We start from the raw sequence: 15,085 nt of genomic DNA on the forward strand, positions 1-15,085 counted from the left end.
CGGGTGTCGGCCTCCGGGCGCGGGTGTCCGCCACCGGGCGTGGGAGCCCGTCCCCGGCGCGGGTGCCTGCCTCTTGCGCGTGCGCCCGCCCCCGGCGCGCACCTGCTGAGTGTTTTGCGCGTCCGTGCGCTAAACGTTGTACTGTGTCCCCGTGACTGCACCGTCTTCGACCTCCGTTCCCACGGCCTCCGACGTCATCGCGAACCTGCCGTGGAAGTGGCGCACGCAGGGCACCATCTTCATCATCGGCGGCCTCGGCTTCATGTTCGACGCGTGGGACGTCGCCCTCAACGGGTTCCTCATCCCGCTGCTCAGCGACCATTGGGACCTCAGTGTGGGGCAGGCGGCGTGGATCGCCACCGCCAACCTCATCGGCATGGCTCTCGGCGCGTTCGTCTGGGGAGGCATCGCCGATGTCATCGGGCGCAAGAAGGCGTTCACCCTCACGCTGCTCGTCTTCTCGATCTTCACCGTCGCCGGAGCGTTCTCTCCCGAGTTCGGGTGGTTCATCGTCTTCCGCTTCCTTGCCGGCTTCGGCTTGGGCGGCTGCATCCCGGTCGACTACGCACTCGTCGGTGAATTTACGCCGAAGCGTCATCGCGGCCGCGTGCTCACCGCGATGGACGGGTGGTGGCCGATCGGTGCGTCCCTGTGCGCGTTCGTCTCCGCCTGGCTGCTGACGATGGGGGACTGGCGGCTGATCATGCTCGTCATGATCATCCCCGCACTGCTCACCGTCGCCGTCCGGTTCGGGATCCCCGAATCGCCTCTCTATCTCGCCTCCGTCGGCCGCTATGCCGAGGCGGACGCGGTCATCGCGCGCCTCGTCGAGCGCACCGGCGCCGACGTGCCGGCCTGGACGCACGACGCACCCGGCGATGCGGGACCGCTGCCGACCGACAGCCTCGGCGAGGGGAGACAGGACACCGTTGAGTCCTCCGCTGGAATCATCACCTCCGTCAACGGTCGGCTGCGGGCCGCCACGGGACAGCTCGCACAGCTGTGGCAGTACTCGGCGAAGACGACGCTGGTGTCGTGGGCCCTCTTCGTCTCCGTCCTCCTTGTCTACTACGCGGCACTGACATGGCTGCCGGGGATCCTCAAGCGGCAAGGGCTCGGCGACCAGGCGGCGTTCCTCGTCACAGGGTCGATGACCGCGGTCGGCATCCTCGGCGTCGTCGTCTCGGCGCTCCTCGTCGAACGCCTGGGGCGCAAATGGGTGCTCGGTGTCAGTGCGATCGTCTCCGCGGTGCTCCTCGTCGGCGTCGCCGTCTTCATCGAAGCATCGGGATCGGAGCTGAGCTTCGCAGCGAAGGCGAGCGTCATCGGGTTCGGTTTCGTCATCCAGATCGCGATCCCCACGCTCTACACCTACGTCTCCGAGCTCTACCCGACCCGCCTGCGCGGGTCCGGTTTCGGGTGGGCGTCGGCGGCCTCGCGGATCGCCACCGGCATCGCGCCGCTCGTCTTCGGTGCCTACATGTGGCCGGTCCTCGGGCTCGTGACGACCTTCGCACTCACCGGTGTCCTCGTCGTCGTCGCCGTCGCGCTCATGGCGCTCCTCGCCAGGGAGACGACAGGGGAGAAGCTCACCTGAGGCAGACGTCGACGGTCGCCGACCCCGGCAGGCATCGTCGCACGTGGCGTTACCAGCCCGGCACGCCTGCGGCCGGAGCAGCCGCGGCCCGGCAGAGTCGGCAGCGATCGGACCGACCGGCAGTCATCGGACGAAATGGGCCTTGACCAGGAAGAACGTTCACGGCGAGTCTCGTGTCAGTGCCGCGGTCTAGGGTACTGAGCATGGAAGCAGAGTCGGTTTCAGACGTCATCGCGGACATCGTCCGCTGGCGCGAGACGCTGTCCGCCCTGCCTCCCGCACGGACCGAACGTGAGGCGATCGACCGCATCACGGCCCTGGAGGAGCTCACCTCCGCAGCGGCGGCGGCACAGGCCCGCGAGACCCTGACCTTCGACATGCACCGGCGCAACCGCGAAGCCGAGGACGGGGTGCCCAGCGACCGGCAGGGACGTGGAGTCGGCGCCGAGATCGGGCTCGCCCGCAAGTTCTCCCGCGCCCGGGGCAGCAGGTTCGTCGGGTTCTCCCGCACGCTGCTCATGGACCTCCCGCACACATACGCGGCTCTCAGACAGGGTGAGATCTCCGAGGAGAAGGCTCGCCTCGTCGCGACCGAGACCGCATGGCTGCCGCGGGATAAGCGGCAGCAGGTCGATGAGAGGATGGCCGACCGGCTCGCCGAGGTGGGGGTACGCCGGCTCGGCAGCGAAGTCCGCGCGCTGGCTCAGAAGCTCGACCAGGTCGCAGCGGTGCGGCACCTCGACCACTGCAAGGAGGAGCGGTGCGTGAGCGTGCGCCCGGCGCCCGGCAACATGGCCTACCTCACCGCCTTCCTCCCGATGCCGGAGGCGGTCGCCGCATACGCCAACCTCTCCAAGGCCGCCGCCGCTCGAGTCGGCACCGGCGCCTCGGGCGGGTGCACGCAGAGTCAGACGATGGCCGACCTGCTCGTTGAGCGCGTCACCGGGCAGGACAGCGCGGACGCGATCCCGCTCGAAGTCCTCGTCGTGATGAATGACGAGACACTGTTCGACGACGGTGACGAGCCCGCATGGCTTCCCGGCTTCGGGCCGATCCCCGCCGGCGCGGCGCGATCCCTCATCGCCGACGACCCGGGCGCGGTGTTCCTGCGCAGAATGTATGCGAGACCGACCGACGGTCAGCTCGTCGCCATGGAATCGAGCCGGCGGGAGTTCTCCGGTCTGCTGCGACGGATGATCACCGTCCGCGACGACGTGTGCCGCACACCGTGGTGCGAGGCGACCATCAAGCACGTGGACCACGCGACTCCCGTCGCCGCGGGAGGCGCGACGAGTTGGGACAACGCCTCCGGCCTGTGCGCTGCCTGCAACTACATCAAAGAACTGCCCGGGTGGCGCCATCGAACCTCGGCCACCGAGCTGTCGGTGACGACGCCGACCGGTCACCGCTACACCGTATCCACCCGCCCGATCGACGCCAGATCCACCTGCCCGATCGACGCCAGACCGCGATCGCCCGGAACGGCGCAGGAGGAGGGTCAGGCTCGTGGTCCGGGCTCGCCGCCCAGGACGATCGTCATCCTCGCGGAGACTGCGGCGGTGCCGAAGGACGAACGAGTCCTCATCGATCCGTCGCCGGTCGGACCGCCTCAGGTCGGACCACCTCGGCTAGGACCGTCGCTGGTCGGGCTGGCGTCTCGGACGGGCACGCGCCCGACCCGCCGTCAACTGCTCGACTCCGCGGGGTCAGTGCGTGAGGACAGCCCGTGCGAGAGGCGACTGCGGAACGACCTCGTCGCCAGAGCAGCTCTGTGATCGGGCACCTCGGACCGTTCTGAAGAATCGTGATCGAGAACCACTGTGCCGAAGGATCTCGGGATACCGTGAGGTTTTCCACGGCCCGAATTCTCCTTCCGTTCAGTGGCACGACTACTCAAGTCGTTAAGCTGGTCATATGAATGACCGTTCCGGCGCCGATTCAGCGAAGACGGCGGATGTGATCCAACCGGTCGAACTCGTCTGGGGTCTTCCCGGTGGCCTCGGAGACCGGTGGACGCCCGTCGAGTCGGCTGCCGGTGTACACGGTGTGCTGCCGCCGCCGTCCGAGGTCGGTGACCTCTACGGTGCGGCTGCGGCCGAACCCCCGCTCAACGAGGACCGGAAGTACGCGCTTCTCTTCGCCGACGTCTACGAGGCCTCCGTGCGGAAGGGGCAGGTGCTCGCCGCCCTCGCCCGCTCGGCCGAGGACGGCCGTCTCCGCGCCATCGCGTACGGTCACTTCTGGGCCTGGGCGGAACAGGACTACGAGTGGGCCTACGAGCTCAGGGAGTCCCTCGGCGACGCCGCGCCCGTCCTCGAATGGACGTTCGCCCTCAACCTCCTCGCCAGGGATCCCCGCCTCCGGGCCGCCGGGCTCGGGCGACGCACCCTCGAGTCCTGGCTGCGCGGAATCTCCGGCTACGGCTGCTGGCTCCAGACCGACGATATCGACAGCCCGGCTCGCCGCCTCTACGGAAGCCTCGGCTTCACCGCCATCGGACACGGGCCGCAGGCCCCCAACGGCGAGCCCGGCCTCGTCATGTTCCGTCCGCCGCAATGATGACGTTCTGAGACGCACGTCACCGCCTGACCTGGCAAGATGGGACCATGAGCAGCTCATTGACAGAAGCCCACGACCAGACCCCTGACCTCGACGACGACTTCCTCTGGCTCGAGGACATCCACGGAGATGACCCTCTCGACTGGGTCCGCGAGGAGAATGAGACGACCCTCGCCCGCTTCCGCGACGATCTCTTCGACCGCATGTCCGCTGAGATCCTCACGGCGCTCGACTCCGACGACCGCATCCCGATGGTCACCAAGCGCGGCGGGCACCTCTACAACTTCTGGCGCGACAAGGACCACCCCAAGGGCCTGTGGCGCCGCACCACGTGGGACAGCTACACCACAGACGACCCCGACTGGGAGATCCTTCTCGACGTCGATGAACTCGCCCGCGCCGAGGACACCCCCTGGGTGTGGTCGGGAGCGTCGGTGAAGCGACCGGACCACACACGCGCGCTCATCTCACTCTCCCCGGACGGCGGCGATGCCCACCGCGTCCGCGAGTTCGACCTCGAGACGAAGCAGTTCGTCGACGACGGCTTCGACCTCCCCACGGCGAAGTCCCGCTTCGCGTGGCTCGACGCCGATACGATCCTCGTCGCGACCGACACCGGATCCGATTCCCTGTCGACCTCCTCCTACCCCCGGCAGGCGCGGGCACTCACCCGAGGACAGAGCATCGACGAGGCACCCATCGTCGCCGAGGTGCCCCGTGACCACGTCGCGATCTACGTCGGCTCCGACGTCGGCGGCCGCAATGTCGACCGCGCGGTCACCGTCGATGCCATCGACTTCTTCAATTCCCGGGCGAGCTTCATCGACCTCGACGATCTCCGCGGACCGGACCACGCCCTGCCGAGGACCGCCTCGTCGTGGGAGGACGCCTGGATCCCCGTCGACGTCCCCACCGACGTCTCCGTCGGAATCGACGACGACTTCGTCCTCTTCCGACCGCAGTCGGACTGGGACGCAGGCACGGTCGTCGTTCCCGCCGGCGGACTCGCCGCGGCCCCGACCGCCGAGGTCAAGGCCGGCACCATCCGGCCTCGGCTGATCTTCACCCCTGACGCCCACACCGCGTTGGCGTCGTGGTCGTGGACTCGCGACCGGCTCGTCCTCGAACTGCTCCGAGACGTCCAGTCCGAGCTCGTCGTCCTCGACCCGAGCGACGACTTCGCTTCCGCGCCGCTCCCCGGCGTCGAGGCGAACCATATGGTCAGCTTCGCCCCCGTCGACCCCGACGATGACGCCACCGCCAACGACTACTGGCTCGTGAGCACCGGCTTCCTCACCCCCTCGACGCTCTCCTACGGCAGCCTTGGCGACGCAGCCGGCGCTCAGGCGTCGGCGCCTGAGGTGATCAAGTCCTCGCCTGCGCTCTTCGACTCAGACGGCCTCACCGTCGAGCAGCACTTCGCGACGAGCGCCGACGGCACGCAGGTTCCTTACTTCCAGATCGCCGAGTCGGGTCTGGTGCTCGACGGCAACAACCCGACGCTCCTCGACGGCTACGGCGGATTCGAGGTCAGCCGCACGCCCGTCTACTCGCCCATCGTCGGCCTCGGCTGGCTCGCGCGGGAGACACAGGGCCGCGGCGCAGGGCGCGGCCACGACATCCCCGCAGGCCGCCGGGGAGTCTACGTGCTCGCCAACATCCGCGGCGGCGGCGAGTACGGACCGCAGTGGCACACCTCGGCGATGCGAGAGAACCGGATGCGCGCCTACGAGGACTATTCCGCCGTCGCGAGGGATCTCATCGACCGGGGCGTGACCCGGACCGAGGACCTCGGCTGCGCGGGCGGATCGAACGGCGGTCTCCTCGTCGGCAACATGCTCACCCAGTACCCCGAGCTCTTCGGCGCGGTCTCCTGCGGGGTTCCGCTGCTCGACATGCGCCGGTACACCAAGCTCAGCGCCGGGTACTCATGGAAGGCCGAATACGGCGATCCCGACGACCCCGCGGACTGGGCCTTCATCCAGCACTTCTCGCCCTACCACCTTCTCGACCGCAGCGTCGACTACCCGCCCGTCCTCTTCTGGACCGCGACCTCCGATGATCGGGTGGGACCCGTGCAGGCACGGAAGATGGCGGCGCGCATGCAGGCGATGGGGATCCCTGACGTGTGGTTCTTCGAAGACACCGAAGGCGGCCACGCGGCGGCCTCGGACAACAAGCAGGCCGCGTTCGTGCGGGCGCTGAGCTACCGATTCCTCTGGAACGCGCTGACGGGGGAGTGAACCGGGGTCGCGCAGGCCCCTGCAGAGGTGAGGGGACTCACTGGCAGGGGCCTGTGCGGCGGCGTAGCGTGGAGCCATGACGAATGAGACGCAGCGCTTCCACGCGGAGTACAAGGTCATCGGCGGCAAACTCGTCGTCGCCGACGTCGAGACCGACGGACAGACCATCACCGGGGCCACGATCTCCGGCGACTTCTTCCTCGAACCCGAGGACGCCTACTTCGATCTCGCACCGGCCCTCGTCGGCGCCGACGTCACCGCCGACAATGCGCAGCTGCGCGAACGCCTCGACGCAGCGCTTGCGACGTACGGCTCCGAACTCGCCATGCACGGGTTCTCCACCGCAGATGTCGCCACAGCAGTGCGTCGGGCCCTCGGATCGGCCGCGGACTTCACCGACTTCGACTGGCAGATCATCCGCGGCGAAGTCCTGCCCACGCAGCTCAACGTCGCCCTCGACCAGGTGCTCCTCGAAGAGGTCTCCGCGGGCAGGCGCCGGCCCACCCTGCGGTTCTGGGAATGGGACGACACCGCCACCGTCATCGGCGCGTTCCAGTCCTACGTCAACGAGATCCGCCCCGAAGGCGTCGAGAAGTACGGCGTCGAGGTCGTCCGCCGCATCTCCGGTGGGGGAGCGATGTTCATGGAGGGCGGCAACTGCATCACGTATTCGATGTTCGTCCCGCCGTCGCTTGTCGCCGGCCTCGACTACCAGGAGTCCTACGTCTTCCTCGACCAATGGGTGCTCGCGGCTCTGCGCAGCCTCGGGGTCGAGGCCTTCTACAAACCGATCAACGACATCTCCTCGACCGAGGGCAAGATCGGCGGGGCCGCGCAGAAGCGCCTGCGCAACGGCACGCTGCTCCACCACGCGACGATGAGCTACGACATCGATGCCGACAAGATGGTCGAGATCCTCCGCATCGGTCAGGCGAAGATCTCCGACAAAGGCGTTGCGAGTGCGAAGAAGCGCGTCGACCCGCTGCGCAGCCAGACCGGTGAGACCCGCACCGACATCATCGAGACCATGGCGACGACGTTCATCGACCGCTACGGTGCCACTGAGGACCTCTACACCGAAGCCGAGCTCGACCGCGCCCGCAAGCTCGTCGCGGAGAAGTTCGGCACTGAGGCATGGACGCACCGGGTTCCGTGATCGGGGCGTTCCGCGGCACGATCGTCACCCTCGGCGGAGGCGGCTTCTCGATGTCGGAGACCGGAGAGTCAGCCATCGACGACTGGCTGCTCGACCGCGCGGGTCGTCGGGTGGCAGCGGCTCAGCCTCACAGTCCGGCACTGCCGCGCGTGTGCTTCGTCCCGACCGCCTCCGGCGACAGCCGCGACTACATCGAGCGCTTCGAGGCCGCCTTCACCGGTCGCGCCCAGACGCATGTGCTCTCCCTCTTCGGACAGAGCCCCTGGGGATACCGGGAGCCGGAGATGCTCGCGGAGATGGACCTCGTCTACGTCGGCGGAGGATCGACGGTCAACCTCCTCGCTCTGTGGCGCACGCACGGCGTCGACGACGTTCTGCGGCGAGCCGCGGCCACCGGCACGATCCTCGCCGGCATCAGCGCGGGCGCGAACTGCTGGTTCGAGACCTCGTCGACTGACTCCTTCGGGCCCCTCGCACCGCTCCGGGACGGCCTCGGCTTCCTCCCCGGCAGCGCCTGCCCGCACCATCACGGCGAAGAGGGTCGGGCCGAGACGTTCCGGACGTGGATCGCCGACGGGACCCTGTCGGACCCGGGATTCGGACTCGACGACGGTGCTGCCGCCGTCTTCACCGACGGTGCGCTCACCTCGGTGGTCACCGAAGATCCCGTCGCTTGCGTCCACCTCGTCGAGGGTGAGACGGAGACTCCGCTCGAGTCGACGCTGCTCGCCTGAGGCGACGAGAGCGCCGACCGCAGGTCGCCGGTGCCGCTATGCTGGGCGCGAGGACTCAGGGAGGCGAACCATGGCCAGGCTCAGTCGTGAGGAACGGCGCATCCGCAGCGAACGACGCAGCGCGATCCTCCTCATCGTCGTCTCCGCGATGTTCGTCCTCATCGGTATGGGCATGCTCCTGACCGGCGAGCTCGTCGCCATCCTCGTCGTCCTCTTCTTCGGTGGATGCCTGCTCGCCGGATTCATGCGGCTGCCGTCGATGAGCCTGCGCTCGAGTCTGCTGCTCGCGATCGCCGGCAGCTCGGCCTTCGCCGTCGCGTGCGCGGTGATCGTCGCCCTCGCCGTTGCGGGGATGGCGATCGAGTCGACGATCGTGGCGCCGACGGCGCTCACCGTCGTCGCCGCTGTCGGGGTCGTCTTCTTCGGCGGCGGAGCGATCCTGGTCACCGTCCTCTATCGGAGGAATCGGACGGAGATCGGGCGGGATCAGGACGGCCCGGAGGCCTGAGCGACCGGCAGACCGGGCCCGGCGCCCGTAAGCGTGAGCACCCCGTCCTCGCTGACCCCGACACTCTGTAGGATTGGGAACCACAGCGTCCCGAACCTCCAAGGAGAGACATGCGCCAGGTCGAACCGTCCGTTGAACTGCTCGCCAAGCCCAGCATCGATTGGGAGGCGATGAGGACGTACCTCGACGAAGTCGGGGGCACCTCGTGGGCGGACAGGGTCGAAGCAGCGGAGTCCCCGGACGCCGAGGACCTCCTCGAGTTCTCCGGACGCATGTGCTACCGCTCGTGGGAGCCGGGCCTCAATCCGAATGTCTCCCGTGTGCGCACCGATTCGGCGTCCTATCTCGGCAACGTCATCTCCTCCCAGCACGGGTCGGTGCTCGAGCATGCGAACTTCACGTTCGTCCTCCACAACGTCTCCCGTGTCCTCACCCACGAGCTCATCCGTCACCGTGCCGGCTCGGCGTTCTCGCAGGAGTCCCTGCGCTACGTCCGCCTCGCCGACATCCCGTTCTGGTTCCCCGACTGGGCCCGTGAGGATCCCGAGCTCATGGAGCGCTCGCTCGCCGTCCTCGACACCCTCGAAGAGCATCAGAAGTGGATGGCCGAGCACTTCGGCCTCGACGAAGAGGGCACGAAGTTCGCGCACAAGAAGCACATGACCTCGTTCATGCGCCGCTTCGCCCCCGAAGGCCTGGCCACCGGCATCGTCTACACCGCGAACCTCCGCTCCCTGCGCCACGTCATCGAGATGCGCACCGCGAAGGGCGCCGAGGAGGAGATCCGCCTCGTGTTCAACAAGATCGGCGAGATCATGCAGACCGAGGCTCCGGCGATCTTCTCCGACTACGAGATCGTCGACGGGGAGTGGATCCCCGGCACACGCAAGGCCTGACCACCGCACCGCCGGCCCCGCACCCTCGCGACCCACGAAAGGGCACACCATGGCTGACATCTTCGACGCCGAGCTCAGCCCCGGCAAACTCGAGGTCATCACGGAGTGGGTGGCCGCGCAGGACTGGGCGTCCGACCTCGACCTCGAGCGTGAGCCGCTGCAGAAGGTCACCGCCTATCGGTTCGACGACCCCGCCGGTGAGGTCGGGCTCGAGGTCCACATCGTCTCGAGCGGCGGTCGCACGTTCCAGGTGCCGCTGACGTACCGCGGTGAGCCCCTCGACGGTGCCGCCGATGCCCTCATCACGACGATGGAGCATTCGGTCCTCGGCACGCGCTGGGTGTACGCGGGCATGGGCGATCCCCTGTTCCGGCGCCGCCTTGACGCGACGATCGCCACCGCGGGCACCTCGGCGAAGCAGTACCTCGTCGACGACGCGGGCGAGCGCGTCGAGGAGATCACCGACGTCGCCCACGTCCACGGCACGGGCCCGCTGGCCGGTGCCGGCGACGTCGACCTCATCACCGAGCTCACACTCGACTCGCCGCTCGAGGGCACCGAATCCGGTCTCCTGCTCGGACGCTGGCCCGGTCAGGACCATTCGGTCGTGCTCGCGGTCATGGAGTGAGCTCGGCCGGTTGGCGTGAGCCGCTGGTCAGCGGCCGAGACCGAGGTCGATGATCGTCATCCCAGCCGTCGTCGCACCGGCCTCATCCATATCGAGCATCGCCTGCGGTGCCTGGTCGAGACCGATCGTCGTGGTGACGAGATCCTGCGGCCGCAGATCGCCGGAGGCGACGAGGGCGACGAGCTCGGGGTAGCCGGCGGCGGCCATGCCGTGGGAGCCGAGGATGCTCAGCTCGAGCGCGATGACGCGGGGCACGTCGATGACGGGCTCGCCGTCGAGCAGCCCGATCTGCACATGCCTGCCCAATGGGCCGAGGGAAGCGATCGCCGAGGTGATCGTGTCCTGCCGTCCCAAGGCATCGACGGTCACGGCGACCCCGCCCGGACGGTCGGCAGCCGGCTCGACAGACTCGGCGGCCCGGACGACAGCCTCGGCGAGTTCCCCGGGTCCCACTCCGCGTGCGCTGACCGTCCGGCTCGCTCCGAGGTCCCGGGCCCGGTCGAGGGCGGCATCGCTGATGTCGACCGCGATGACCTGTGCCCCGATCGCGCGGGCGATCATGATCGTCGAGAGACCTACCCCGCCGCAGCCGAACACGGCCACGGTCTCACCGACCTGCAGCTCGGCGCGGACCCGCAGTCCGTGGAAGGCCGTGGCGAAGCGGCACCCGAGCCCGACGAGTGCGGAGTCCGGCAGCTCCTCGGGCACGGCGACGAGATTGGCGTCGGCGTGATGGATGACGACCTGATCCGCCCACGACCCGAAGTGCGTGAAGCCCGGCTGCGTCTGGTTCGGGCACACGTGGGCGTTGCCGGAGCGGCACCACCGGCACGTCCCGCACCCGCACACGAACGGCACCGTCACCCGCTCACCGAGGTGGAATCCCTCGACCGCCGGCCCCGCCGAGGCGATCCGCCCGACGAGCTCATGCCCGGGCACGTGCGGCAGACTCACCGTCTCATCGTGTCCTGACCAGGCATGATGATCGCTGCGGCAGACGCCTGTGGCGTCGACGTCGATGACGACGCCATGGTCGGGAGCCGTCGGTGCAGGGATGTCGGCAAGCTGCGGCGGTGTGGAGAAGCGGTCGTAGACGATGGCGCGCATGCCGCCGATGATAGCCCTCGGGGCAAAGCCGCGTCAGTGGCGTCCGGCCCCAGGCGTTGTCCGTCGGCCCCAGGCCATGGGGTCCGGCCTCAGCTGATGCCGCCGGCGGCCAGCGCGTCGAGGAGGCGTCGGCGCAGCGCCTGCGCACGGCGGCTGAAGGCCTGCTGGCGCTCCATGTACTCCGCCTTACCGGCCGCGGTCTCGATCGCGACGACTCCGTAGCCCCAGCCGCGCAGATCGTAGGGGGAGGCCTCCATGTCGAGAGTGCGGATGTCGAGGGCGAGATCGAAGCAGTCGAGGACGAGCGGCGACGGGGCGATCGGCCCGATCTTCATCGCCCACTTGTAGAGGTCCATGCCCGCATGGAGGCAGCCCGGCTGTTCGTCGCCGACCATGCCCGCACGCGTCGGCTGGAGTGTGTTGCGCGGCCTGGCAGCGGCGGTGAAGAAGCGGAACGCATCGTGGTGGGAGCACTGGATGCGGTGGCGTTCGACGACGGCGTCGGTCTCCGCGGAGCTCAGCCGCAGCGGCACCTGCTGATGGCGGCGTTCGTCCTCGCTCATCCGATAGACCATCGCCCATTCGTGGAGGCCGAAGCACCCGAGGTTCGCTTCGCGATCGAGGGTGGCGGACAGAAGCGCGGCGATGAACCGAGCCCCCTCGCCTCGGTCGGCTCTCCAGGACTCGAGGTCCACCTCGGCGACGGTGCCGTCCGTGCGATACCACCGACGGTCGACGTACTCGCGGTCGCCTGAGGTCTCGAGCTCGAGGAGGACCCCGGCTCCGGGATTCCACTTCGCGAGCTGACCGGCCTTGAACGGGTAGTACGTGAAGAGGAAGTCCTCGACGGGGTGCTTCTCCCCGGCCATCCGGCGGGTGACGTGCGCATCGGTGCGGGCGGCGACCTGCGCTTCGTGCTCCTCGCGCAACGTCCGCCACGCGGGAGCCGACAACCGCGAACCGGGCCCGACGACAGCGTCAGCTGCGGGGGCCGGCGGTGCGGAGGGGAGAGCCTGAGTCACCGTTCCATTGTCCCAGACCGCTTCGTTCCGCGCATCGCGGGAGCGCTGAGCGGATCCTCGGGCCACGGGTGCTTGGGATAGCGGCCGCGGTTCTCCGCCCGCACGTGCGGGTACGCGCCCTCCCAGAACGATGTGAGGTCGCTCGTCACCGCCAGCGGCCGGCGTGCGGGGGGAGAGGAGGTGGAGGACGACGGGCACCCGACCGTCGATGACGCGCGGGACCTCGGTCCACCCGAAGACCTCTTGGAGTTTGACGGCGAGGACCGGCCCATGCGGGGAGTCGTCGTCGCCGACGTCGTCCGGATCGGGGTAGTCGAGGCGCACCCGCGAACCGCTGGGCACCTCGATCGACTCCGGGGCGAGTTCGTCGAGACGGGCCGCCTCCGGCCAGGGCAGGAGCGTGCGCAGCGCACCGATGAGGTCGACGGCGCCCGGGTCCGCGCCGCGCGCCATGCGGTCGAGTGCCGCCGGACACCAGTCGGGCAGTGTGTGCGCGAGATGCGACCACCGCACGTCCGGCCACGGCTGCCCGATGACGTGGCGGAGCAGCCCGAGCCGTGCCCGCAGCTGGTCGAAGGCGGGACTCGGCCGCAGCACCTCCCGCGCACCCCTGTCCTCGATCGAGCGGGCGATCGCCTCCCGCGCGAGCTCCGGGCACGCCGTGATCGGCGTCGACGTCAGCTCGATCCCGCCGAGGCGGGTCCGCCGGACCGCACGCACCTTCCCGTCTGAGAACGTTGCCGACTCCTCCGTGGCGAGCAGTCCCGCCCCGGCGAGTTCGGCCGTGTCCGCGTCGATGGGGACGGCCGAGCGGATCGTCGGCCGCCCGCCTGCCAGACCCACCTCGGCGATCGCCAGCCACGGGCTGCCCATGAGCGGAGAGTTCCTCGGCAACGCGGCTGCCGTGCCGGAGGCGAGCAGATACTCGGCATCGGCACCGCTGCGCGCTCGGGCGATCTGGTGGGGGAAGGCGAGGGCGACGACGAGCCCGAGGTCCTCCGGTCGCAGGCGCTCACCTGCCGTGCCGCCGCCGCTGTACTCGCCGACGATGCGTGTGAACCGGTCAACGTCCTGGGTGAAGCGCCGGTCGCGGGAGGCACGGAGGTCGCGCAGCACCGCGGTGAGGTCGGCGCCGGGGGAGCGGCGGTCGGATTCGACGGCGGCGACCGCCTCGGCGGCGGCCCGGGCCCCGAGCATCGCCGCCCCGTCGAGGAGTCCGCGTGCCGCCCACACGGACGCCGGCACCCGGGCGATCGCCCGCCCGAGGTCGGTGACGTGCAGGTCGGCGCGCCGCGCCTCCGGGGGCGTCCTATCACTGGTGTCGACCTCGACGGCACCGAGGCCGACGAGGTTGTCCACGGCCAGGGCCCACGCGTGCTGCGGCATCGGGTCGGGCAGCAGCTCGGTGTCACCGCCCCAGGAGGCGAGGTCGAGGACCGCCGAGGTGAGGTCGGCGGTCGCGATCTCCGGCGGGGTGTGCTCGGGCAGGGAGGCCCAGTCGGCCTCGGACAGGCACCGGTAGACGACGCCGGGGCCGAGGCGGGCGGCGCGACCCGAGCGCTGGACACCGGAAGCCTTCGATTCCCGGGTCGTCACGAGCCCCGACATCCGCCGCTTGGTATCGAGGCGGGGACCACGGGCGAGCCCCGAATCGACGACGATGCTCACGCCGGGCACCGTGAGCGCCGATTCCGCCACCGAGGTGGTGACGATGACCCGGCGCTCACTGTCGTCGGGGCTCCGGGGCCGGAGGATCGCGTCCTGGTCGGCCGACGAGGTGCGGCCGGTGAGCGTGTGGACGCTCACGGCAGGCATCCCGGAACCGAGGGACGCCGCGGATCCGGACAGCTGCCCGCGGATCCGGTCGGCCACCTCGTCGACCTCCCGAGCTCCCGGGGCGAAGACGAGGACGTCGCCGCCTGCTGACTCGTCGAGGGCACGGACAGTCGTGCGGGCGAGGTGGTCGAGGAAGGCCCGGCTCACCCCACGGGCGTCGAGGGGGCGTTCGGGAGCCGGTGCCCACCGGACGTCGAGCGGATGCGTCTGCGCGGCGACGGAGAGGACCGGTGCCGGGGCATCCGGGCTGCCCAGGCGCCTCGCCCAGTCCCGGGCGTCGAGGGTCGCGGACATGACGACGAGGCTGAGGTCGTCACGGAGCTCGACGAGTTCCCTGCCCATGGCGAAGACGAGGTCGGTGTCGAGGTGGCGTTCGTGGATCTCGTCGAGGATGACCGCGGAGACGCCGCGCAGCTCGGGGTCGGCGAGCATCCGCCGCAGCAGCACTCCCGTGGTGACGAACTCGATCCGGGTGCGTGCCGAGACCGTGGACTCCCCGCGCACCGTGAAGCCGATGTCCTCGCCGAGGCGGGTCCCCGTCAGGTGCGCGAGCCGCCTCGGCGCAGCGCGGGCCGCCATCCGTCGCGGCTGGGTGACGACGATGCGGCCGGAGTCGGGTCCGGCGGTGGTGCGCAGATGCTCGGCGATGAGCGGGGGCACGAGGGTCGTCTTGCCGGTGCCGGGCGGGGCTTCGACGACGAGGCGCGGGAAGGGGTCGGCCACCTCGACGGGAAGACGATCGATGAGCTCAGCCGCCGGGAGGTCGGCGCCGATCGTCCTGAGGTCGAAGGAGTCCATG

The 15,085-nt window shown here is 69.6% G+C and carries 11 protein-coding genes and 1 pseudogene; 9 read left to right on the forward strand and 3 right to left on the reverse strand.

Going from position 1 to position 15,085, the window contains the following annotated elements:
* Positions 1-151 precede the first annotated feature (151 nt).
* The 9 genes from BC102111_RS15725 to BC102111_RS15765 all read left to right on the forward strand — a co-directional run bounded on the left by BC102111_RS15725 (position 152) and on the right by BC102111_RS15765 (position 10,321).
* Entirely contained in the window at positions 152-1,597 is a 1,446-nt protein-coding gene (locus BC102111_RS15725) for an MFS transporter (protein ID WP_063249074.1), read from the forward strand.
* A gap of 203 nt (positions 1,598-1,800) precedes the next feature.
* Entirely contained in the window at positions 1,801-3,372 is a 1,572-nt protein-coding gene (locus BC102111_RS15730) for an HNH endonuclease (protein ID WP_063249073.1), read from the forward strand.
* Positions 3,373-3,511: 139 nt separating this feature from the next.
* Positions 3,512-4,156, forward strand: coding sequence for an N-acetyltransferase (locus tag BC102111_RS15735; RefSeq protein ID WP_063249072.1), 645 nt, complete (start codon positions 3,512-3,514; stop codon positions 4,154-4,156).
* Positions 4,157-4,203: 47 nt separating this feature from the next.
* Entirely contained in the window at positions 4,204-6,399 is a 2,196-nt protein-coding gene (locus BC102111_RS15740; RefSeq protein ID WP_063249071.1) for a prolyl oligopeptidase family serine peptidase, read from the forward strand.
* Between the two features lie 76 nt (positions 6,400-6,475).
* Positions 6,476-7,555, forward strand: a complete 1,080-nt coding sequence (gene lplB / locus BC102111_RS15745; protein WP_063249070.1) for a lipoate-protein ligase small subunit — start codon at positions 6,476-6,478, stop codon at positions 7,553-7,555.
* Positions 7,534-8,289, forward strand: coding sequence for a Type 1 glutamine amidotransferase-like domain-containing protein (locus tag BC102111_RS15750; protein ID WP_063249069.1), 756 nt, complete (start codon positions 7,534-7,536; stop codon positions 8,287-8,289). Before lplB ends, BC102111_RS15750 begins: the two co-directional genes overlap by 22 nt.
* A 70-nt stretch (positions 8,290-8,359) precedes the next feature.
* Positions 8,360-8,797: a hypothetical protein gene (locus BC102111_RS15755; RefSeq protein ID WP_063249068.1), complete on the forward strand. Its 438-nt coding sequence runs from the start codon at positions 8,360-8,362 to the stop codon at positions 8,795-8,797.
* A 110-nt stretch (positions 8,798-8,907) separates the two neighbouring features.
* Positions 8,908-9,693, forward strand: a complete 786-nt coding sequence (thyX, locus tag BC102111_RS15760; protein ID WP_009378195.1) for an FAD-dependent thymidylate synthase — start codon at positions 8,908-8,910, stop codon at positions 9,691-9,693.
* A gap of 49 nt (positions 9,694-9,742) precedes the next feature.
* Positions 9,743-10,321, forward strand: a complete 579-nt coding sequence (locus BC102111_RS15765) for a maltokinase N-terminal cap-like domain-containing protein (protein ID WP_101624806.1) — start codon at positions 9,743-9,745, stop codon at positions 10,319-10,321.
* Between the two features lie 27 nt (positions 10,322-10,348).
* On the opposite strand, the gene BC102111_RS15770 is transcribed toward BC102111_RS15765, so the two are convergent.
* From BC102111_RS15770 to hrpB, 3 genes and pseudogenes are all read right to left on the reverse strand, one after another.
* Entirely contained in the window at positions 10,349-11,428 is a 1,080-nt protein-coding gene (locus BC102111_RS15770; RefSeq protein WP_101624807.1) for an alcohol dehydrogenase catalytic domain-containing protein, read from the reverse strand.
* Between the two features lie 89 nt (positions 11,429-11,517).
* The gene (locus BC102111_RS18240; protein ID WP_146001443.1) at positions 11,518-12,450 is read right to left on the reverse strand and encodes a 3-methyladenine DNA glycosylase; all 933 of its coding nucleotides are present in this window, start codon (positions 12,448-12,450) and stop codon (positions 11,518-11,520) included.
* Positions 12,447-15,084, reverse strand: a pseudogene (gene hrpB, locus BC102111_RS15780) (ATP-dependent helicase HrpB). The gene BC102111_RS18240 and the pseudogene hrpB overlap by 4 nt, the downstream one beginning before the upstream one ends.
* Between the last annotated feature and the right edge of the window lies 1 nt (position 15,085).

Source organism: Brevibacterium casei CIP 102111 (genome assembly GCF_900169275.1).
Classification (GTDB): Bacteria; Actinomycetota; Actinomycetes; order Actinomycetales; family Brevibacteriaceae; genus Brevibacterium; species Brevibacterium casei.

Excerpts from the sequence above, each read along its gene's own strand:
- BC102111_RS15770 (WP_101624807.1), bottom strand. The coding sequence starts at position 11,428 with ATGCGCGCCATCGTCTACGACCGCTTCTCCACACCGCCGCAGCTTGCC.
- BC102111_RS15730 (WP_063249073.1), top strand. The coding sequence starts at position 1,801 with ATGGAAGCAGAGTCGGTTTCAGACGTCATCGCGGACATCGTCCGCTGG.
- BC102111_RS15740 (WP_063249071.1), top strand. The coding sequence starts at position 4,204 with ATGAGCAGCTCATTGACAGAAGCCCACGACCAGACCCCTGACCTCGAC.
- lplB (WP_063249070.1), top strand. The coding sequence starts at position 6,476 with ATGACGAATGAGACGCAGCGCTTCCACGCGGAGTACAAGGTCATCGGC.
- BC102111_RS15735 (WP_063249072.1), top strand. The coding sequence starts at position 3,512 with ATGAATGACCGTTCCGGCGCCGATTCAGCGAAGACGGCGGATGTGATC.
- BC102111_RS15755 (WP_063249068.1), top strand. The coding sequence starts at position 8,360 with ATGGCCAGGCTCAGTCGTGAGGAACGGCGCATCCGCAGCGAACGACGC.
- BC102111_RS15750 (WP_063249069.1), top strand. The coding sequence starts at position 7,534 with ATGGACGCACCGGGTTCCGTGATCGGGGCGTTCCGCGGCACGATCGTC.
- BC102111_RS15765 (WP_101624806.1), top strand. The coding sequence starts at position 9,743 with ATGGCTGACATCTTCGACGCCGAGCTCAGCCCCGGCAAACTCGAGGTC.
- thyX (WP_009378195.1), top strand. The coding sequence starts at position 8,908 with ATGCGCCAGGTCGAACCGTCCGTTGAACTGCTCGCCAAGCCCAGCATC.